This window comes from Magnetospira thiophila, assembly GCF_054657015.1.
Window position 1 is genome coordinate 682015 of sequence record NZ_BAAHXF010000002.1, and the last position, 20280, is coordinate 702294.

The 20280-nt window shown below is 61.0% G+C and carries 20 protein-coding genes and 1 riboswitch; of the genes, 8 read left to right on the forward strand and 12 right to left on the reverse strand.

Translation table 11 applies throughout. The annotated features are described in order from the left end of the window. The first annotated feature begins 83 nt into the window (after positions 1-83). A complete protein-coding gene (speA, locus tag ACYQ1P_RS12910) occupies positions 84-2015 on the forward strand; it encodes a biosynthetic arginine decarboxylase (RefSeq protein ID WP_460020749.1) in 1932 nt (643 codons plus the stop codon). On the opposite strand, the gene ACYQ1P_RS12915 is transcribed toward speA, so the two are convergent. Further along, complete coding sequence (locus tag ACYQ1P_RS12915) at positions 1988-2464, reverse strand: DUF192 domain-containing protein (RefSeq protein WP_460020750.1); 477 nt, start codon at positions 2462-2464, stop codon at positions 1988-1990. The two genes, speA and ACYQ1P_RS12915, sit on opposite strands and share 28 nt — an antisense overlap. A gap of 96 nt (positions 2465-2560) precedes the next feature. Here ACYQ1P_RS12915 and ACYQ1P_RS12920 point away from each other — a divergent pair, with 96 nt between their 5' ends. The 4 genes from ACYQ1P_RS12920 to ACYQ1P_RS12935 all read left to right on the forward strand — a co-directional run bounded on the left by ACYQ1P_RS12920 (position 2561) and on the right by ACYQ1P_RS12935 (position 5548). Next, positions 2561-2929, forward strand: a complete 369-nt coding sequence (locus ACYQ1P_RS12920; protein WP_460020751.1) for a Crp/Fnr family transcriptional regulator — start codon at positions 2561-2563, stop codon at positions 2927-2929. Positions 2930-2978: 49 nt separating this feature from the next. Next, positions 2979-3087: riboswitch (TPP riboswitch) on the forward strand. Next, positions 3078-3842: an ABC transporter ATP-binding protein gene (locus ACYQ1P_RS12925; protein WP_460020752.1), complete on the forward strand. Its 765-nt coding sequence runs from the start codon at positions 3078-3080 to the stop codon at positions 3840-3842. (Overlaps the previous riboswitch by 10 nt.) After that, a complete protein-coding gene (locus ACYQ1P_RS12930) occupies positions 3839-4597 on the forward strand; it encodes an ABC transporter permease (protein ID WP_460020753.1) in 759 nt (252 codons plus the stop codon). The genes ACYQ1P_RS12925 and ACYQ1P_RS12930 overlap by 4 nt, the downstream gene beginning before the upstream one ends. Before the next feature lie 51 nt (positions 4598-4648). Next, on the forward strand, positions 4649-5548 hold the full coding sequence (locus tag ACYQ1P_RS12935) for an ABC transporter substrate-binding protein (protein ID WP_460020754.1): 900 nt from the start codon (positions 4649-4651) through the stop codon (positions 5546-5548). A gap of 124 nt (positions 5549-5672) precedes the next feature. Here ACYQ1P_RS12935 and ACYQ1P_RS12940 read toward each other — a convergent pair whose 3' ends face one another. Beyond that, positions 5673-5927: a ParB N-terminal domain-containing protein gene (locus ACYQ1P_RS12940; RefSeq protein WP_460020755.1), complete on the reverse strand. Its 255-nt coding sequence runs from the start codon at positions 5925-5927 to the stop codon at positions 5673-5675. A gap of 118 nt (positions 5928-6045) precedes the next feature. Between ACYQ1P_RS12940 and ACYQ1P_RS12945 the strand changes: the two genes are divergently transcribed. Further along, positions 6046-6249: a hypothetical protein gene (locus ACYQ1P_RS12945; protein WP_460020756.1), complete on the forward strand. Its 204-nt coding sequence runs from the start codon at positions 6046-6048 to the stop codon at positions 6247-6249. Between the two features lie 2 nt (positions 6250-6251). Here ACYQ1P_RS12945 and ACYQ1P_RS12950 read toward each other — a convergent pair whose 3' ends face one another. The 6 genes from ACYQ1P_RS12950 to pdhA all read right to left on the reverse strand — a co-directional run bounded on the left by ACYQ1P_RS12950 (position 6252) and on the right by pdhA (position 12038). After that, positions 6252-6527, reverse strand: coding sequence for a type II toxin-antitoxin system RelE/ParE family toxin (locus tag ACYQ1P_RS12950; RefSeq protein ID WP_460020757.1), 276 nt, complete (start codon positions 6525-6527; stop codon positions 6252-6254). Then, on the reverse strand, positions 6527-6736 hold the full coding sequence (locus ACYQ1P_RS12955) for a TA system antitoxin ParD family protein (RefSeq protein WP_460020758.1): 210 nt from the start codon (positions 6734-6736) through the stop codon (positions 6527-6529). Before ACYQ1P_RS12955 ends, ACYQ1P_RS12950 begins: the two co-directional genes overlap by 1 nt. Positions 6737-6795: 59 nt before the next feature. After that, positions 6796-8187, reverse strand: coding sequence for a dihydrolipoyl dehydrogenase (gene lpdA / locus ACYQ1P_RS12960; protein WP_460020759.1), 1392 nt, complete (start codon positions 8185-8187; stop codon positions 6796-6798). A 161-nt stretch (positions 8188-8348) separates the two neighbouring features. After that, positions 8349-9626 carry a pyruvate dehydrogenase complex dihydrolipoamide acetyltransferase gene (locus ACYQ1P_RS12965; RefSeq protein WP_460020760.1) on the reverse strand — a complete coding sequence of 426 codons (1278 nt, stop codon included), beginning with the start codon at positions 9624-9626 and terminating at the stop codon, positions 8349-8351. Between the two features lie 12 nt (positions 9627-9638). Then, complete coding sequence (locus tag ACYQ1P_RS12970; RefSeq protein ID WP_460020761.1) at positions 9639-10997, reverse strand: pyruvate dehydrogenase complex E1 component subunit beta; 1359 nt, start codon at positions 10995-10997, stop codon at positions 9639-9641. 3 nt (positions 10998-11000) lie between these two features. Beyond that, complete coding sequence (pdhA, locus tag ACYQ1P_RS12975) at positions 11001-12038, reverse strand: pyruvate dehydrogenase (acetyl-transferring) E1 component subunit alpha (RefSeq protein WP_460020762.1); 1038 nt, start codon at positions 12036-12038, stop codon at positions 11001-11003. A gap of 236 nt (positions 12039-12274) precedes the next feature. Between pdhA and ACYQ1P_RS12980 the strand changes: the two genes are divergently transcribed. Next, a complete protein-coding gene (locus ACYQ1P_RS12980) occupies positions 12275-12964 on the forward strand; it encodes a DsbA family oxidoreductase (protein WP_460020763.1) in 690 nt (229 codons plus the stop codon). On the opposite strand, the gene mfd is transcribed toward ACYQ1P_RS12980, so the two are convergent. After that, positions 12961-16404 (reverse strand): transcription-repair coupling factor, encoded by a 3444-nt coding sequence (mfd, locus tag ACYQ1P_RS12985; protein ID WP_460021651.1) that lies wholly within the window; start codon positions 16402-16404, stop codon positions 12961-12963. The two genes, ACYQ1P_RS12980 and mfd, sit on opposite strands and share 4 nt — an antisense overlap. 23 nt (positions 16405-16427) lie before the next feature. Beyond that, positions 16428-16688: an FAD assembly factor SdhE gene (locus ACYQ1P_RS12990; protein WP_460020764.1), complete on the reverse strand. Its 261-nt coding sequence runs from the start codon at positions 16686-16688 to the stop codon at positions 16428-16430. Between the two features lie 80 nt (positions 16689-16768). Between ACYQ1P_RS12990 and recG the strand changes: the two genes are divergently transcribed. Further along, complete coding sequence (gene recG, locus ACYQ1P_RS12995) at positions 16769-18847, forward strand: ATP-dependent DNA helicase RecG (RefSeq protein WP_460020765.1); 2079 nt, start codon at positions 16769-16771, stop codon at positions 18845-18847. Positions 18848-18852: 5 nt separating this feature from the next. On the opposite strand, the gene ACYQ1P_RS13000 is transcribed toward recG, so the two are convergent. Then, positions 18853-19464 (reverse strand): LysE family translocator, encoded by a 612-nt coding sequence (locus ACYQ1P_RS13000; RefSeq protein ID WP_460020766.1) that lies wholly within the window; start codon positions 19462-19464, stop codon positions 18853-18855. Next, the gene (locus tag ACYQ1P_RS13005; RefSeq protein WP_460020767.1) at positions 19454-20254 is read right to left on the reverse strand and encodes a DUF502 domain-containing protein; all 801 of its coding nucleotides are present in this window, start codon (positions 20252-20254) and stop codon (positions 19454-19456) included. The genes ACYQ1P_RS13000 and ACYQ1P_RS13005 overlap by 11 nt, the downstream gene beginning before the upstream one ends. Positions 20255-20280 lie beyond the last annotated feature (26 nt).

Consider the following 20280-nt stretch of genomic DNA (forward strand, 5'->3'; position numbering starts at 1 on the left):
TTATCGCATGGCGATGGGCATCGGGCAACGAGTCTTGCTATAAGCTTCGGAACCGACTCAGGGAATGGAAAAGGGGCCACGGCATGCACGGCTGGACGATGGAAGATACTGAGGAAACCTATCGAATCCGGCGCTGGGGCAGCGGCTATTTCGGGGTCAGCGACGACGGCAAACTGCTCGCCCTGCCCGATGTGGACAATCTGGAAATCCCCATCGCCTTGCAGGATGTAGTCGATGAGCTGTTGGCCCAGAACGTCCAGTTCCCGGTGGTCATGCGCTTTCACGACATTCTCAAGAACCGGGTCAAACAGCTCAACGAGTCCTTCGACGCCGCCATTACAGAGTCCGGCTACACCGCACCCTATCGCGGGGTCTATCCGATCAAGGTCAACCAGATGCGCGAGGTCGTCGATGAGATCGTCGAGGCCGGTCGCCCCTATCACTATGGACTGGAGGCCGGCTCAAAAGCTGAACTGCTGGCCGTGCTCTCCTACGATACCGGCGAGGAAGCGCTGACCATTTGCAATGGCTACAAGGACGAGGACGTGATGCGATTGGCCCTGTTGGGCCGCAAGCTCAATCGCAAGGTGGTGGTGGTCATCGAGAAATTCAGCGAAATCGACCCCCTGCTCCGCATGGCCGACGAGATGGAAGTACAGCCGATCATCGGCCTGCGAATCAAGATGCGCGTCAAGACCGAGGGCCGATGGAGCGAATCCAGTGGCGAACGAGCCAAATTCGGCCTGACCATTTCGGAAATTCTCAATGCCACGGCGCTGATTCAGCAGCGTGGCTATGGCGACGCCATCCAGTTGCTGCATTTCCATGTGGGCAGTCAGTTGTCCGATATCCGCTTCGTCAAGGAAGCGGTGCAGGAGGCGGCGCGGATCTACGCCCGTTTGGTCAAGCGGGGCATTCCCCTGACCTATCTGGATATCGGCGGCGGATTGGCCGTGGACTACGACGGCAGCCGGTCGAGCGGCCATTCCTCCATGAATTACGCTCTGACCGACTATGCCAGTGGCGTGGTCTACGGTGTGATGCAGATTTGCGATCTGGAAGAGGTGCCCCATCCGATCCTGGTGTCCGAAAGCGGGCGTGCCATCACCGCCCATCATTCCTGCGTCGTCATGCGGGTAATCGGCGAAATTGCCAATGATGCCAATCCCATTGGCACTGATCCGGTGGCAGAAGAGCATATTCTGGTGACCAACATGCGCACCCTGGTGACCGAACTGGAGACTCTGCAAAATCACCAGGAGGCATATAACGAAGCCGCCATGTTGCTGGATGACACCCTGAACGCCTTCAAGCTCGGCGTGCTCGGTTTGGAAGAACTGGCCCGGGTGGAATCCCTCTACTGGAAGCTGATGCGCGACATCTCGAGGGGCCTGAAAACGGCGGAGTTTGTATCCGAAGATATGCGTGATGTGGAGTCCCTGCTCGGGTCTCAATATCTGTGCAATTTCTCACTGTTTCAGTCGGCCGCCGATAGCTGGGCCATCCAGCAGGTGCTCCCGGTGGCCCCGCTGACCCGACTGCACGAGACCCCGTCGCGCAATTGCACCCTGGCCGATATCACCTGCGACAGCGATGGTCGGATCGCCCAGTTCATTGGCGAACAGGGAAATCAAACCACCCTGCCCCTGCATCCCCTGCGCCCGGATGAGAGCTATTATATCGGGCTGTTTCTCACCGGAGCCTACCAGGACGTGATGGGGGACATGCACAACCTGTTCGGGCGCCTGAATGAGGCCCATATTTTCTGCGACCCGAAAGATCCCTCGGGATTCTATATCGAGGAATTCGTGGCCGGCTCCTCGGCCGGTCAGGTGCTTCAGGTCATGCAATACAGCCCCGATGCCATGGCCCGACAACTCAAAAAACGCATTGATCGGACCGTCGCGCAAGGCAACCTGCGCTCACGGGACGGGGTAAAGCTGGTGGATTTCTATGAATCCTGTCTCGCCAACTATACTTACCTGCGTCAGTCGGACATGCCACCGGCGGGCTGAGCGGGGACGGTAAAAATGTCGTGCCGCAGATGATCCCCGACCCGCACCTCCAGTGCGGCCGCCGTTCCGGCCGGCAGTTCGAGCACCGCCCGGACCGGCTGTCCCGCATCAATCATATGCTGCGAGCCGGGTTGGGTATGGGGGGCGATGGCAACGATCTCCCCCACTTGATCAATGAACAGCATATCCAGCGAAATCTTGGTATTTTTCATCCACATGGCGACGCCACGCGGCGATCCGAAGTCGAACAGCATCCCCGTGCCTTCCGGCAGTTCCTCACGAAACATCAGGCCGCGCGCCCGTTGCTCGGGGGTCTCCGCCAGTTCCACCTGCACCGTGCGGGTGCCCTTCGCGGTGAGGATCGTCACTTCGGTCCAGTCGAAATGCAAGGGGCCCTGGGCCGCCAGAAACAACACACACACAAGCAGAGCGGCGGAACGGTGCAACATTGGGCGGGTCTTTGTCACGCTATAGTTTACCTTTTTTAAAGGGCAAATCTGACCTATAATACAAGTCTATGAGCCACAGGGACGTGTCATCGAATCATGGATCAGCTTCTGGATACCAGGACCGTTGCGGCGGGTGAAATTATTTTTCGCGAAGGCGATCCCGGTCACGAAGTCTTCATCATCAAATCTGGACTGGTGGAAATTTCCCACAAGGACGACAACGACGGCCATGTCAGCCTAGCCTTTCTGGGCGAGGGGAACCTGTTCGGCGAGATGGCCCTGGTCGATAACGAACCCCGTTCGGCAACGGCGACGGCCCTGGAGAATACTGATTGCTACGTGCTCCCGGAGCCCCTGTTCCGCGAAAACATGGAGCGCACGCCGCCGATCATTCAAAGCATGATTCAGTTGCTGGTCCGCCGTCTGCGGCACACCACGCGCGACTTTTCGACTCACAAATTATGACCCAAGGCACTTGCCTTTGCGGGCCACTCTGGTCATAGTCCGCATTCCTTTTTCGTGCGGGGGGAGCCGACGTTTCGGCTGAGAGGTCTTCGAGTGGAAGACGACCCCTAGAACCTGATCCGGTTGAACCCGGCGTAGGGACGCTTTCATGGCCGTAGACCTGTCTCCCTCCCCCTCCCTGTCGGTGCATATTCGCGCCGGTCGCTTGGTGTATGGCGACATGGTTTTGTTCGAGAACCTGGAAATGGATCTTCTGGCAGGGCAATGGACCTGCCTGCTGGGAGCCAGCGGCGTCGGCAAAAGCAGCCTGTTGCGGCTGATTGCCGGACTGGAGACCCAGACCGCCGGGGAAACCCGCCTGACCACCGGCGATGGCCTACCGCTGAAAGGCCGCATGGCCTACATGGCCCAGTCCGACCTGCTGCTGCCCTGGCTGTCCGTGCTCGACAACGTGGCGTTGGGGGAGCGCCTGCGTCGGGGGCGGCTCGACACCACGGCACGGGACAAGGCGTCCCATCTGCTGGATCGGGTCGGACTGGGAGACCATACCCAGGATCTGCCCGGTACCTTGTCCGGCGGCATGCGGCAACGGGTCGCCCTGGCCCGCACCCTGATGGAAGACAAGCCGCTGGTGCTGATGGACGAACCCTTCGCCTCGCTCGACGTGCTGACCCGCCTGAAGCTACAGGACTTGGCCGCCGAACTGCTGGCCGGGCGCACAGTCTTGCTGGTCACCCATGATCCCCTGGAAGCCCTGCGCCTGGGCCATGAAGTGCGGGTGCTGGCCGGACGACCGGCGTTGCTGCGTCCACCCCTGCATCCTTCGGGCGACGCGCCCCGTCACATTGATGACCCCAACCTGCTGACCCAACAGGGACAATTGCTGGCCCTGCTGGCGGAGGCGGCCCCATGACCCGGCCCCTGCGCGGCTTGATTATCTTTACCGGCTTACTCTTACTGTGGCAGGCGGTGGTTTGGCTCACTGACGCCCCCCATTACATTCTGCCCAGCCCCGAACGGGTGGCCCGGGCACTGCTGTCGCACGCCGCGCTGATTGGCGAACATGCCCTGACCACCGGCACAGAAATTCTGCTCGGCTTGATTCTCGGCACCTTGCTCGGCGGCAGTAGTGCCTTGGTCATGGCCTCGGTGCGACCGGCACGGCGTTGGCTGATGCCGGTTTTAGTGGTGTCGCAGGCCATTCCAGTATTCGCCCTGGCCCCCATTCTGGTCCTCTGGCTGGGCTATGGCATGGCCTCCAAGGTCGCCATGGCGGTACTGATCATTTATTTCCCGGTCACCTCGGCCTTTCTCGACGGATTGCGCCGCACCGATCCCGGTTGGCTGGATCTGGCCCGCACCATGGGGGCTTCCCGGCGGGCGATTCTGCTCCAACTACGCCTGCCCGCTGCCCTGCCCGCCCTGGGCTCCGGCCTGCGGGTGGCGACCGCCGTCGCGCCCATCGGGGCGGTGGTCGGCGAGTGGGTCGGATCTTCCAGCGGCCTCGGCTACCTGATGCTGCATGCCAATGCCCGGATGCAGGTGGACGTGATGTTTGCCGCCCTGCTGGTTCTGGCCTTGATCGCCGTGAGTCTCTATTTCGCCGTTGATACGGGCCTGCGTCGTCTCGCCCCGTGGCAGACGGAAACCCATCCAGATGATGACTAAAAAGGAAATACAATGCTATATCGTATATTTTTAATCTTAAATATTAGCTTTATGCTCGCCCTGCCTGCCGCTGCGGCAGACAAGATAACGGTCATGCTCGATTGGTTCGTCAACCCCGACCATGGGCCGCTGATTGTCGCCCAGGAAAAAGGCTACTTCACCGCCCAGGGCTTGGATGTGGAATTGGTAGCTCCGGCTGACCCTAACGACCCGCCGAAGCTGGTCGCAGCGGGCAAGGCCGATTTGGCTGTCTCCTATCAGCCGCAACTGCATATGCATGTGGCCGAAGGGCTGCCGCTGGTCCGCGTTGGCACGCTCGTCGCGACGCCGCTGAATGCGCTGGTAGTGCTGGCCGAGGGTCCGATCCAGACCCTCGCCGATTTGAAAGGCAAAAAAGTCGGTTATTCGGTCGGCGGCTTCGAAGACGCTATGCTTGGCGTGATGCTGGAAAGTGTTGGCCTGAGCCTGGACGATGTGACCCTGATCAACGTCAATTTCTCCCTGTCCCCGTCCATTCTGTCCGGCAAGGTGGATGCGGTCATCGGGGCCTTCCGCAATTTCGAGATCAACCAGATGGCCATCGAGAATCATCCGGGCCGCGCCTTCTATCCCGAAGAACATGGGGTGCCGCTCTATGACGAATTGATCCTGGTCGCCCATAAGGACAAGCTGGCCGATGACCGGCTGCGGCGCTTTCTGAATGCCGTGGAACAGGGCGTGACCTTCATGCTCAATCACCCGGACGAGGCCTGGGCCTTGTTCGCCCAATCGGGCAAGGAATTGGACGACGAGTTGAACAAGCGGGCCTGGGCCGACACCCTGCCTCGCTTCGCCCTGCGTCCGGCGGCTCTGGACAGCGTCCGCTACGTCCGCTTCGCGACCTTCCTCAAGGACCGGGGACTGATCCCCGAAGCCTTGCCGGTGGGTGGCTACGGGGTTGAACTGCCGTAATCAAAGAGAGCAAACCCCATACTTCGACAAGCTCAGTATGAGGTATTTCTGTACGATCACCCCACCCGGAGCCCTCATCCCGAGCTTGTCGAGGGACAAAGGGCGGGGCAACTGGGGATGCGCTTCAATGCAACCGGGCGCCGACGATATAGACCTCTACCGTCGCATCGCCGAGCGTCCGGCGCGCCTCCAGACGATTGACTCCGCGAACCAACACGTAGCGCTTCTTGGCCTGATCCCGGCGCACCTGGATTGGTGGCAGTGCTTCCTCGTTCATCAATTGCCCGATCACCGCCTCGACCTTTTGCGGGTCCAATTCCTTGCGGCGCTCCATGGGGATGTAAATTTCGGTGATGTTTATGAACACGGTTTTGAGCATGGGAGTCTCCCTCGACAGCAGCCTATACCCGCGCTCCGTTTGCCCATAGGAGAACCGCGTGAGTCATGGCAAAATAGTCCCCTGTATTCTCACGAGTCCTTCTGAAAGGGCAAACAAAATGACCAAGGAAAAAGCCCGCAAACGGGCCAAGGCGAAAGCCGCCGACAAGACCACCAAACGCAGTCTGCCGGAAGACCCCAACAGCCAGCAGGCCCACCCCGGCCGCTTCAACCCGGAAGCCAGTTCCATCAAAGGCCCTGGCAAGAGCGGCGGCAGTAAGAATTTCGGCGGCATCCGCCGCGGTGCAGCGCGATCCGGGTAGGATCAGCGCTTGAGGTCACGATAGAAGTTTTCGTGACTGCCTAAAGCCAGCAGCTTGATCTCCGGCTCCGCACCGAACACCTCATATGCCAACAGCATCTGCTGTCGGTTCATTTTGAATTTATGGACCCGCACGCCCGCAAGATCTCCGATCTTGGTCTCCCCCATGGTCGGGTCTCCAGCAACGGCGCGCACGGCTCTGTCCAGGTCCTGTTTTTGTTGCTTGTGCAGTCTTTTGACAGAACGGATGAAGGTGGGAGTCTGAACAATCCGTGCCATCAGTCGAAAGTATATTCTTCGGTTGCCTCTTCCTCCCGGGCAATCAGGATATCGCGGATCACCGAGAACGGCAGATCCGGGTTTTCTTCAGCAATTTTTCCCATGCGCGACCAATACTCAATTTGTTTGGGCAGCGAACGATGATGCACCGCCGCCAACCGCTTGGCTTCGGCAACGAATTCATCGGAAAGCTTGACGTTGATGGACATGAAAAGGCTCCTATCTACAATGATCTAAAATAGAACATTATGGACCATTTTGGAACCTTCTAAAAATGCACCGCCCGCCCATGGGCATCCAACACGCTCTCGTGCATCATTTCCGACAGGGTCGGATGGGCGAAGACGGTCTGCATGAGTTCGGTTTCAGTGGTTTCCAGGGTCTGGGCGATGCCGTAGCCCTGGATTAGTTCGGTCACCTCGGCACCGATCATGTGCGCCCCCAGCAGTTCGCCGGTCTGGGCGTCAAAGACGGTCTTGACCAGCCCTTCCGGCTCACCCAGGGCGATGGCCTTGCCGTTGCCCATGAACGGGAAGCGGCCGACCTTGACCGTATGGCCGCGTTGTTTGGCCTGCGCTTCGGTGAGGCCGACGCTGGCGATTTGCGGGGTGCAATAGGTGCAACCGGGGATACGGTCGAAGTCCAGCGGATGAGCGTCCTTGAACCCGGCGATCTTTTCGACGCAGAGCACGCCCTCGTGGCTCGCCTTATGGGCCAGACAGGGTGGCCCGGCCACGTCGCCGATAGCATAGATTCCCTTGGCAGAGGTGGCATTCCACTTGTCAACGCCGATGAAGCCCTTCTCGGAGAGTTTGACCCCCGCCGTTTCCAGGCCGATGTTTTCAACGTTGGGGGCCACGCCGACCGCCGAAATCACCCGGTCAACGGTGATCTCCCAGCTTTTGCCCGCCGCTTCCAGGGTCGCGGTGACCCCCTGGGGGCCTTTCTTCAGGCCCTTGACCATGGTCGAGGTGAGGATCTTCAGCCCCTGTTTCTCAAAGGCTTTTTGGGCGAAGGCGGAGATTTCCTCGTCTTCCACCGGCACCACCCGAGGCAGCACCTCGACCACCGTCACCTCTGCCCCCAGGCTATTGTAAAAACTGGCGAATTCGATCCCGATCGCGCCGGACCCGATGACCAGAAGGCGTTTCGGCATATCTTTGGGGACCAGCGCTTCCTTATAAGTCCAGACCCGTTCGCCGTCCGGCTCCAGGCCCGGCAGCACCCGCGCCCGCGCCCCGGTGGCAACGACGATATGCGGCGCTTCAAGGGTTGGCCCCCCGTCCACAGCCAACTTGCCGCCGCCGAGCAACTTGCCCTGACCGTCGAACACGGTGACCTTGTTCTTTTTCAGCAGATGCTTGACCCCGCCGGAGAGCTGCGCGGCGATCTTGCGCGACCGCTCGACCACCTTCGGCAGATCGAAACCGAAGTCCTTGACCACCAAACCGAAATCGGCGGCGTGCTTCATATGCCCATAAATTTCCGCCGAGCGCAGCAAAGCCTTGGTGGGGATACAGCCCCAGTTGAGGCAGATGCCGCCCAAATGCTCGCGCTCCACCAGCGCCACCTTCATTCCCAATTGCGCCGCCCGGATGGCTGCCACATAGCCGCCCGGCCCGCCGCCGAGCACGATGAGTTCGAATTTGCTGTCGCTCATGGTTTCATCCCAGGAAAGATCATGAAGCCGGGTTCGTCGGCCCGCCTCGCCCTTTGTCCTTCGACAAGCTCAGGATGAGGGCAAGGCTCCAATTATATTCTATGGAACCTCATGCTGAGCTTGTCGAAGCACGAGGTTCTCGGTTCGGATTTGGTCTCTTACTACAACATCAGCGCCAGGGGATCTTCGAGCAGGCCCTTCAGTTCCTGCATGAAGGCTGCGGCGGTGGCGCCGTCGATACAGCGATGATCGACAGCCAGGGTCAGGGTCATCACCGTGGCGATGCCCAAGGCTCCTTCCTTGACCACCGGGCGCGGCTCTCCGGCCCCCACCGAGAGTATGCCCCCCTGCGGCGGATTAAGGATTGAATTGAAGGCCTTGACCCCGAACATGCCCATGTTGGAAATGGTGAAGGTGCCGCCCTGGTACTCCTCGGGCTGCAATTTGCCGTCGCGGGCCTTGGCGGCCAGGGCTTTGGCTTCAGAGGACAGAATCGCCAGCCCCTTGGCATCGGCATTCTTGAGAATCGGCGTGATCAATCCGCCCTCAATGGAAACGGCGATACAGATATCCACCTGCTTGAAGCGCAGGATGGCGTCGTCGGTATAGGCCACATTGCAGTCGGGCACGTTGGTCAGCGCCCGGGCCGTCGCCTTGACCACGAAATCATTGACCGAGAGCTTGTAGTCCGCCTTGGCGCGGGCGTTGAGGTCGCGGCGCAGACCCAGCAGCTTGTCGATCTCCACATCCATGGTCACATTGAAATGCGGCACGTCGCGGGCCGACTCGGTCAGTCGCCGGGCAATGGCCTTGCGCATGTTGGAATTGGGGAGCACCTCGTATTCCGGCATCCAGGCGAAGATCGGATCGCCCACATGGGTGGTCGGCGGCGCGACGGCGGCGCTGGGTTTGGAAAGCGGAGCGGCGGCCACGGCCTTGCCGGTGCCCTCGGCCAGCGCCTTTTCGACGTCGCGTTTGACGATTCGACCATGCGGCCCGGAGCCTTTCACGGCGGCCAGATCCAGGTGTTTTCGTTCGGCCATGCGGCGGGCCAGCGGGCTGGCGAACAGACGAGTTCCCGAGTCCGCCGGGGCCGTTTGTGACGCAGGCGCAGCTGTTGGGGCTGGCGTGCTCGGCGTGGGAGCCGCTTGGACCGGAGCGGCCACGGATGCCAGATCGAGCGCCGAAGCGTCCTCGCCGTCCTCCAGCAACAAGGCAATGGTCGAATTCACCGCCACATGGTCGGTCCCGGCAGGCACAACGATACGGCCCAGGATGCCCTCGTCCACCGCTTCCACTTCCATGGTCGCCTTGTCGGTTTCGATCTCGCACAGCACATCACCAGATTGGACAGCATCGCCTTCCTTCTTGTGCCAGGAAGCCAGCTTTCCCTCGGTCATGGTCGGCGACAGGGCGGGCATCAATATGTTGATCGGCATGGCGCGCCCTCCTCAGCGATAACAGACCGACTTGGCGGCCTCGACGATCTGCGACACCCGTGGCAACGCCAGGGCTTCCAGATTGGCGGCATAGGGCAGCGGCACATCGGCCCCGCAAACCCGCCCCACCGGGGCATCCAGCCAGTCGAAAGCCTGCTCCATGACCACGGCGCTGATTTCCGAACCGATGCCGGAGAAGCCCCAACCTTCCTCAATGCTGACCAGACGATTGGTCTTGCGGACCGATTCGAGGATGGTCGCGGTGTCCAGCGGACGCAGGCTGCGCAGGTTGATGACCTCCGCCTGAATGCCCTCCTCGGCCAGCTTATCCGCCGCTTGCAGGGCAAAGCCGACCATCCGGGAAAAGGCGGTCAGGGTGACGTCGGTCCCGGCCCGTTCAATCTTGGCCAAGCCGATGGGCAATACGTAGTCGTCGGAAACCGGGACCTGGAAGCTCTGGCCGTACATCAGCTCGTTTTCCAGCACCAGCACCGGATTGGGATCGCGGATGGCCGCCTTTATCAGGCCCTTGGCGTCGGCACCCGACCAGGGAGCCACCACCTTGAGGCCCGGCACATGGGCATACCAGGAGGCATAGCACTGGCTATGCTGCGCCCCGACCCGCGAGGCCGCGCCGTTGGGGCCGCGAAAGACGATTGGACAGCCCATTTGTCCGCCGGACATGTACAGGGTCTTGGCCGCCGAGTTGATGATGTGGTCGATGGCTTGCATGGCGAAATTGAAAGTCATGAACTCGACGATGGGCCGCAAGCCGCCAAACGCCGCACCGACGCCCAACCCGGCAAAACCGTGTTCGGTGATCGGCGTATCAATCACCCGCTTGTCGCCGAATTCGTCCAGCAGACCCTGGGAAACCTTGTAGGCGCCCTGATACTGGGCCACTTCCTCGCCCATCAGGAAAATACGTTCGTCGCCGCGCATTTCCTCGGCCATGCCGTCGCGCAACGCCTCGCGCACGGTCAGGCTGCGGGTTTCGCCCAAAGCCGGTTCATCGGCCGAAGGAACGGCTTCTGGCGCAGGGGCCGCAGCGGGTGTCGCTGGCGCCTCAGCGGGCGCGGCGGCAGCGGGGGCTTTGGAGGCGGCCCCTTCCAGGTCCGAATCCGACTCGCCCTCTTCCAGGATCAAGGCAATCGGGGAATTGACCGCGACATTGTCAGTGCCCGCCGCCACCAGGATCTTGCCCAAAGTGCCCTCGTCCACCGCTTCCACTTCCATGGTCGCCTTGTCGGTCTCGATCTCGCACAGCACATCGCCGCTGGACACCGAATCCCCCTCGGATTTGGCCCATTTGGCCAGCTTGCCCTCGGTCATGGTCGGCGACAGGGCGGGCATCAATACTTGGATCGGCATGACTCAGCCCTCCCCTATCAACACATCGGTGAACAATTCGGAAGGATCGGGCTCCGGGCTCTCCTGGGCATAGGCGGCGGCCTGAGTGACGATGGCCTTGACTTCCTTGTCGATTTCTTTCAGCCCGGCTTCGTCCAGGTGCGGCCCCTCGGCGATCATCGCCCGTACCAGATCAATGGGATCACTCTCGGCGCGCACCTTGGAGACCTCCTCCTTGGTCCGGTATTTGGCCGGATCGGACATGGAGTGGCCGCGGTAGCGGTAAGTCTTCATTTCCAAGATGTAGGGTCCCTTGCCGGTGCGGCAATGTTCGGCGGCGCGGGCCACCGCATCGCGCACTTCGACCACGTTCATGCCGTTGACCTGATCGCCGGGAATGTCATAGGCCTCGCCGCGCCGTGCCATTTCAGTGGTCGCCGCGTGACGCTCGATGGAGGTTCCCATGCCATACTTGTTGTTCTCGATGATATAGACCACCGGAAGGTGCCACAGGGCGGCCATGTTGAAGCTCTCGTAAACCTGACCCTGGTTGGCCGCGCCGTCGCCGAAATAGGCGTAACAGACCCCGCCGTCGCCTTTGTATTTATGGGCAAACGCCAGCCCGGTGCCGATGGGCACCTGCGCCGCAACGATTCCATGGCCACCGTAAAAACCGTTTTCGGCCGAGAACATATGCATCGAGCCGCCCTTGCCTTTGGAATAGCCGCCCCGCCGACCGGTCAGTTCCGCCATCACCCCTTTGGGGTCCATGCCGAAGGCCAGCATCTGTCCATGATCCCGATAGCTGGTAATGACCGTGTCCTGGGGCTGCGATGCCGCCTGGGTGCCGACCACGACGGCTTCCTGACCGATATAGAGGTGGCAGAAGCCGCCGATCAGACCCATGCCATAGAGTTGACCGGCCTTTTCCTCGAAGCGCCGGATGAGCAGCATGTCGCGGTAATAGCGGATCAATTCCTCGGGCGTGGCCGCCGGGGCGGTCGGCGCGGTGGCGCGCTTGCGACCATTGCCCCGTCGCGGTGCGGGTTTCGTCGTTGCCATGGCTTTGTTACCTTCCAGGTCTAAGGGACTCCCAGAGCCTAAGGAGGCGCGAAAGACTTGGCAACACCTTTTATGTTGTTGTAATCAACTGTTATTATTACATTTTTTATGCATTTACTTGATGTAAGTTAATTTGCTGCATTGCACTGTTTAGGGTTTTCATGTCATTGCCTCTCCCCCAAAGCGCCAAAATGCCCTAAGATCCAGGCAGACGTTGCATTGAAGGATGAATTCCCGTGACGGCGCAAAGCCAATCTCCCCTGCCGACCCTGCATGTGGATCTGGTGATCGATACCATTTGTCCGTGGTGTTATATCGGACGCAGCCGTTTGCAAAAGGCGGTGGCGCAACGGCCCGGATTGGACATCCGCATCCGCATCCGTTCGTTTTTGCTCAATCCCAACATGCCCGGCGAGGGCATGGACCAGGAAGACTACATGGCGCGGCGCTTCGGCAACGAACAACGCATCGCCAGAATACTCGACTCCATCGAGGAGGTCGGGCGCAGGGAGGACATCCCCTTTGCTTTCGAACGCATCACGCGCGCGCCCAACAGTCTGGATTCCCATCGCCTGCTACGTCTGGCCGCCAACCTGGGACGACAGGGGGAAATGGCCGATGCCCTGTATCACGCCTATTTCGCCGAAGGGCGGGATATTGGCGACATTTGGACCTTGGTGGATATCGCGTCGGAAGTTGGTTTCGATCCCGCAATAACCCAACCATTCCTTCAGGGCATGACCGGCGTGGATGACGTGCTGGCCGAAAATTCCTGGGCGCACCGACAGGGAATCAATGGGGTTCCGGCGTTTCTGTTCGAAGGGGGACCGGCCCTCTCCGGGGCTCATGAGCCGCAGGTGCTGTTGCGCCTGATCGACGTGGCCAAGGAATTGACGGCGACGCCGCCCCTTTCCTATTGCGATTAGACTTCTGCCACCTCGGACAGGCCGATCATCAGCCGTCGCACCCCGGTGACCCGCAACGTTGGATCTTCCCAATTGCGGCGAAAGACCAGCTTGTGGTCCGGGCGCAGCTTGGCCGAACCGGTCTGACGGGTGATGAATTCCACCAACCCGGCGGGATTGGGAAATGAGTTTTCGTAAAAGCTCAACACCGCGCCCTTGGGGCCGGTATCCACTTTCGCCACATGGGCTGCCTTGCACAGTTGCTTGATGACCACCGTCTGCAACAAGTTTTCCACCTCGGAGGGCAACGGGCCGAATCGATCCAGCAACTCCGCCGCGAATCCTTCCACCGCCTGCCGGGTGTCCAAAGTGGCCAGCCGGCGATAGAGACTCAAGCGCAAGGACAGGTCGCTGACATAGGTCTCCGGGATCAAAACCGGGATGCCCAGGTTCAATTGCGGGCTCCAGTCGCGCTCCATGTCTTCCAGCCCCAGCCCCTTGGCCTCGGCCACCGCCTCCTCCAACAGGTGCTGATAGAGCTCAATGCCCACTTCCTTGATGTGGCCGCTCTGTTCCTCGCCGAGCAGGTTCCCGGCACCGCGAATGTCCAAATCATGGCTCGCCAGGGTGAATCCAGCCCCCAAGGTGTCCAAAGTTTGCATCACCTCCAGCCGTTTTTGGGCACCAGTGGTCAAAATTCGGCCCGGCGGAAGAGTCAAATAGGCATAGGCCCGCTTTTTTGAACGACCGACCCGACCCCGTAATTGATACAATTGGGCCAGCCCGAACATATCGGCGCGATGGATAATGATGGTATTAACCCGAGGCAGGTCCAACCCGGATTCGACAATATTAGTGCACAACAAAAGATCGTATTCACCATCTGTAAACGCAGTCATGGTGTCGTCCAAATCCGTCGGCGTCATCCGGCCATGGGCCACGGCCACACGTATGTCGGGAATCATGCTCGCCAGCCGTTGCTGCTGACGCCCCAGGTCTTCGATCCTTGGGCAGACATAGAAGGTCTGCCCGCCCCGGTAATGTTCGCGCAGGATGGCCTCGCGCAGCACCACCGGATCTTCCGGCGTGATGAAGGTTCGCACCGCCAAGCGATCCACCGGCGGCGTGGCGATCAAACTCAATTCACGCACCCCGGTGAGGGCCAGTTGCAAGGTGCGCGGGATCGGCGTGGCGGTCAGGGTCAGTACATGCACATCCGACTTGAGCTGTTTCAGCCGTTCCTTGTGAACGACCCCGAAATGCTGCTCCTCATCAATGACCAGCAGCCCCAAGTCCTTGAAACTCACACCTTTAGCCAAGACAGCATGGGTCCCAACCACCAGATCAATGGTGCCCTCGGCGAGCCCGGCCTTGGTCTCGCGGGCCTCCTTCGGGGTGACCAGTCGCGACAATTGACGCACTTGCACCGGCAAGGAAGCGAAACGATCCCGAAATGATTTGAAATGCTGGCGGGACAGCAAAGTGGTCGGCACCACCACCGCCACCTGCTTGCCGGACATGACCGCCGCGAAGGCCGCGCGCAGGGCCACTTCGGTCTTGCCAAAGCCCACATCGCCACAAACCAGACGATCCATGGGGCGGCCTTTTCCCAGATCCTCAATGGAATCATAGATTGCACGGAGTTGGTCGTCGGTTTCCACATAGGGAAATCCGGCGCAGAATTCGTCGTACAGCCCCTCAGGCAGGGTGATCGCTTCGGCGGTTTTCAGTTCCCGTTGCGCGGCCACGGCAATCAGCTTTTCCGCCATGTCGCGGATGCGCTGCTTGAGCCTGGATTTGCGCGCCTGCCAGCCCACACCGCCCAGTTTATCGAGCTGCACGCCATCCGTTTCGGAGCCGTAACGGGATAAGGTTTCGATATTTTCCACCGGCACGAACAGCTTATCGCCGCCGTCATAGATGACTTTCAGGCAATCATGCGCCGCCCCGGCCACGTCGAGGGTTTCCAGTCCCTCATAACGTCCGATGCCATGATCCATGTGGACCACCAAATCGGACGGATTGAGCGAAGAGGCCTCGGAAATGAAATTCTCTGCCCGGATGCGCACCTTGCGTGCCGGACGGACCAGACGGTCACCGAGAATGTCCTGTTCGGTGATGACCGCGAATCCCTCGCCGGTAAAGCCGCGCTCGAACCCCGCCACATCCCAGACCAAGGCCCCATCCTGGCCGGACAGAAACGATTCCCAGCCCCGGCCCCGGGACACTCCCTCGATGCCATGGTCGCCCAGCACATGCAGCAGACGCTCTCCCGCCCCCTCGGTCAGGGCCACCAGCAGGACTTTCGTGGCGTTCTTTTTCAAGCTCTTGAGATGCTCGGCCAAGGCGTCGAACACATTCTCTCCGGGGCGCGCCCGCACATCGCCGAAATCCCGGCCCACATGCCCGCCCCCGTTCCGGATGCCCGGCCCCTCCGGCAACTCGAAGGGAGAGAATTGCACCGACCGCCTATCTACTAGTAGATCGCGCCAAATGTCAGAATCCAGATACAGCCTTTCTGGCGGCAAGGGCCGATAGGGCGGACCGCCGCCCAGCCCCTCCATGGTCAGGGCGTCCACACGCGCTTGATAATGCTCTCGAATTTGCTCCAGATGGGCGGCTATGGCCTCGTCTGTCTGATAATCCAATACCAGATGCACATCGGGCAGATAGTCGAACAGAGACTCCATGTGGGGATGGAACAGCGGCAGCCAATGCTCGAAACCGTCGGCCCGTCGTCCGGCGGAAATTTCCTCGTACAGCAGATCCTGCGTGCCCGCCGTCCCGAACAGATCCCGATAGCCAGTGCGGAAGCGGGCGATGGCCGCCTCGTCGAACACCACCTCACCGACCGGCTGCAAATTCAGCCCCTCGACGGCCTCGGCGCTGCGCTGGGAGACCGGATCGAAGGCGCGAATCTTCTCCAACTCATCGCCGAAGAAATCCAGTCGCAAGGGAGTCTCACAGCCCGGCGGAAACAAATCGACGATGCCGCCCCGCACCGCATATTCCCCCGCCTCCATGACTGTGCCGCTGCGGTGATAGCCGTTGCGCTCCAGAAATCCGGTCAGCTTGTCCAGCGGCAGGCTGTCTCCCGGCGACACCGACAGGGCGCAGTCCTCGAAAACGGCGCGCGACGGGACTTTTTGCAGGATCGCCGACACTGTGGCCAGGATCACGCCCTGTTGCGGACGGCCCTGGGCCAACCGGGTCAGGGTGGCCAGCCGCCGCGCGACCACTTCCCCCTTTGGCGAGACCCGGTCATAGGGCAGACAGTCCCAGGCGGGCAGTTGCAGGCAGGGAAGCTCCGGCGCGAAAAAACCCAGGGCATCGGCCATGCGCGCCATATGGGCGTCATCCCGGGCGACGAACAGCAAGGGCCCCTCGGCCTGGGCGAGGCGGGCCAGCACCAGGCCGTCATAGCCCTCGGGAGCGCCGCCCAACTGCACCCGGCCGGTCATGTCAAAAAGGGAGGCGAGTGCTTTCAAGGCTTCAGACTGTTGTCTTTGAACGCCCAAAGACGGCGCATCAGGTCATTGTCGTGGGCCGCCGGAGGAGGTTCCTTGCCGGTGATCCAGTTGAGCAGATCATTGTCGCCCTCTTTCAACAGGGCCTCGAACTGAGTCACCAGGGACTCGTCCAGGACGGCCAGATAGGCCTGCGCAAAACCGCCGAGCAACAAATCGGTTTCATGCATTCCCATATGGTTGGCGCGAAAAAGCAGCCGCTTGCGTCGAGGGTCCAAGTGAAAAATCCGTGTTGCCGTCCTCAGATGGTCCTAGGATATAACCGTATCGAGAGCCCCTGTCAGCCACCGATGGTCCCATGCGCCCCGAGATCCTGTTTCCCCTGTTCAAACCTGTGACCAGCCTGGCCGGTGTGGGGCCGCGCCTGGGCAAGCTGATCGAAGGTTTGGCCGGGCCGCATCTGGCCGACCTTCTGTGGCATCTGCCCAGCGGTTTGATTGATCGCCGCTTCGCGCCATCGGTCGCCGACACCCTGCCGGGGGTCATCGCCACCCTCACCGTCACCGTCGATCAGCATCTCAAACCGCCGCGCCCCAAGCTCCCCTACAAGGTGCTTTGTTCCGACGCCACGGGCAGTCTGACCCTGGTCTTTTTCCATGCCCATGAGGACTATCTGCGCCGCCAATTGCCGGAAGGTGAAACCCGGATCATCAGCGGCCGCATCGAGCACTTCGGGGCGGAAATCCAGATGGCCCACCCGGATTACATCGCCCGACCGGAGGAAGCCGATAGCCTGCGGATCGTCGAGCCGGTCTATCCGCTGACCACCGGCTTGACCCTGAAAAAAATGCGCCAGGCCATCGAGGGGGCGTTGGAGCAGACTCCGGAACTCCTCGAATGGCAAGACCCGACCTTTTGTGCCCGCGCCGGTTGGCCGGGGTGGCATGCCGCCCTGCTCGCCGCCCATCATCCTGAAAGCCTTCCCGAACTGGAACCCGAGGCCCTGCCCCGCCGCCGCTTGGCCTATGATGAACTGCTGGCCAATCAATTGGCCCTGGCTCTGGTGCGGCTGAATATGCGTCGCCTGGGTGGCCGAAAGATTGCCGGAGACGGACACCTACGCCACAAACTGTTCGAGGCCCTGCCCTTCCAACTGACCCATGCCCAACAGCGCGCAGGCCGCGAAATTGCCGCCGACATGGCCGCCGATACCCGTATGTTGCGGCTCTTGCAGGGGGACGTGGGCAGCGGCAAGACCGTGGTCGCTTTGGCCGCCATGCTCAATGCGGTGGAATGTGGCATGCAGGCCGCGCTGATGGCCCCGACCGAGATTCTGGCCCGACAGCACCTGAAAACCATAGAGCCCCTAGCGGCGGCGCTCAACCTGCCGGTGATGCTGCTCACCGGGCGGGAAAAGGGCCGCAAGCGGCAACAGATTCTCGATGCTCTGGCCGACGGATCGACCGCGCTGGTCATCGGCACCCATGCCCTGTTTCAAGAAGATGTGGCCTTTCACGACCTGGGGCTGGCGATTATCGACGAGCAGCACCGCTTCGGCGTCCATCAACGCCTCACCCTGGCCGCCAAGGGCCGGGCGGTGGATGTGCTGGTGATGACCGCCACGCCCATCCCGCGTACCTTGATGCTGACCGCCTATGGAGACATGGACGTGTCGCGCCTGGACGAGAAACCGCCGGGACGGCAGCCGATCAAAACCCGGGCCCTGCCCAACTCCCGCCTGGAAGAGGTGGTGAATGGATTGCACCGCGCCCTTGCCGACGGGGCGCGGGCCTATTGGGTCTGTCCGCTGGTCGCCGACTCCGAAACCACCGACGCCGCTGCCGCCGAGGCCCGCTTTGAACATCTGAAGGAAAGTCTCGGCCCACACGTCGGGCTGGTGCACGGACGCATGAAAGGGGCCGAGAAGGACCAAGCCATGGCCGATTTCGCCGAGGGCCGCCTGTCGGTGCTGGTGGCCACCACGGTGATCGAGGTCGGGGTGGATGTGCCGGAGGCCACGGTGATGATCATCGAACATGCGGAACGCTTCGGGCTGGCCCAGTTGCACCAGTTGCGCGGTCGCATTGGACGCGGCGGGCGAGAATCCTCCTGTCTATTGCTCTATGCCCCGCCCCTGAGCGAGACCGCCCGCAAGCGGCTGGAAGTACTGCGCGAGACTGAGGATGGCTTTCGCATCGCCGAGGAAGACCTGAAGCTGCGCGGGGCCGGAGAATTGATGGGCACCCGGCAAAGCGGCCTGCCGGAATTCAAGCTGGCCGATCTCACCGTGCATGGCGATCTGTTGGCGACGGCCCGCGATGACGCCCAACTGATCATCGACAAGGACCCGGAACTGACCGGCCCGCGGGGACCGGCCTTGCGGGTCCTGCTCTACCTGTTCGAGCGGGACGCGGCGGTGCGGTTTCTGCGCGGTTAAGGGCTTTAGCGTTCAGCCAGTGCCAGCCGCGCACCCAGAGCCGCAAAACAGCCCGCAAAGCTGTAGCGCATCCAAGCCAGCACCCGGGGATTGGAAATCACATGGTCTCGCACCGACGCCGCCAGCAAGCCATAGATGACAAAGACTCCCAGGGTCATCGCCATGAACACACCCCCCAAGACGACCATCTCCCAGGTCGGTGAGGCGACGCCGGATGTCACGAATTGCGGCAGGAAGGCAAAGAAAAACAACGAGAGCTTCGGGTTGAGGATATTTACCAGGATGCCTTTGACCGCGATGCTGAAGGAGCTGCTCCGGGAGGTCTTTTCCTCGACCAGTATTCCGCCTTTCCGACGCAAGGCTTGCCAGGCCAGATAGAGCAAATACAGGACCCCGGCAATCTTCACCGTTTGGAACGCCACGGCACTGGCATGCAGCAACGCCGCCAGACCCAGCACGGCGGCCGCCAAATGAGGCACAATTCCCAATGTACAGCCCACCGCAGCGGCGACACTCGCCCGGGAGCCCTGCCCCAACCCCACGGCGAGGGTATAGAGCACCCCGGTCCCAGGGGCCAGTACCACCACAAAAGAGGTGATCAGAAATTCAGGATTCATCGGAGCCAGCGGGTTTGAATGTCCGCGACGCCAGCAGCACCGGTGCATTTTCCTTTTCCCGCAAAATCTCCAGATCCTCGTAGACCTTGGCCGAGGTCTGAGGCTTGGCCTGTTCGGCCTCCGGGCGACGGTCCGGCGGCGTCACGATGCCCCCCGAAATGACCATTTTGATGGCCTCCTCCACCGACATGTCGAGGGGGATCAAATCCTCCGTGGGCACGAACAGCAAAAAGCCCGATGTGGGATTGGGCGTGGTGGGCAGGAAAATGTTTACGCAGGTTTCCTGGGTCAGGTTCTGCACCTCGCCCTTGGTCCGCCCGGTGATGAAGGCGATGGCCCAGATCCCGCGCCGCGGATATTCCACCAGCACCGCCTCGCGGAAAGCCTGGGATTGCTGCGCCAGGACGGTTTCCAGAATCTGCTTGGTCGCCCCATAGACCGTGCGAATGACCGGCATGCGGGCCAGCAGATTTTCCGACAGCTTGATAAACATCCGCCCGACGATGCCAGCGGTAAAGGCCCCGATCAGAATCAATACCAAAATGACGAGGATCAGGCCCAATCCCGGAATGCCGAACGGCAAATAGGATTCCGGATTATACTTGGCGGGAATCAGCGTACTGACCCGGCTATCGACAAAATTGATGAACAGGTAGGCCAGATAAACGGTCAGCGAAATGGGGGCGGTGACCAGCACTCCCGCCAAAAGATAGGCCCGCATACGCTTGCCGAAGCTCATGCGCGAAGGGGAAGGTTTGCTTTCCGTTTGTTCGTCGGGACCATTGGCCATTTTCAATCCTCGTCGTCCCTAGATAT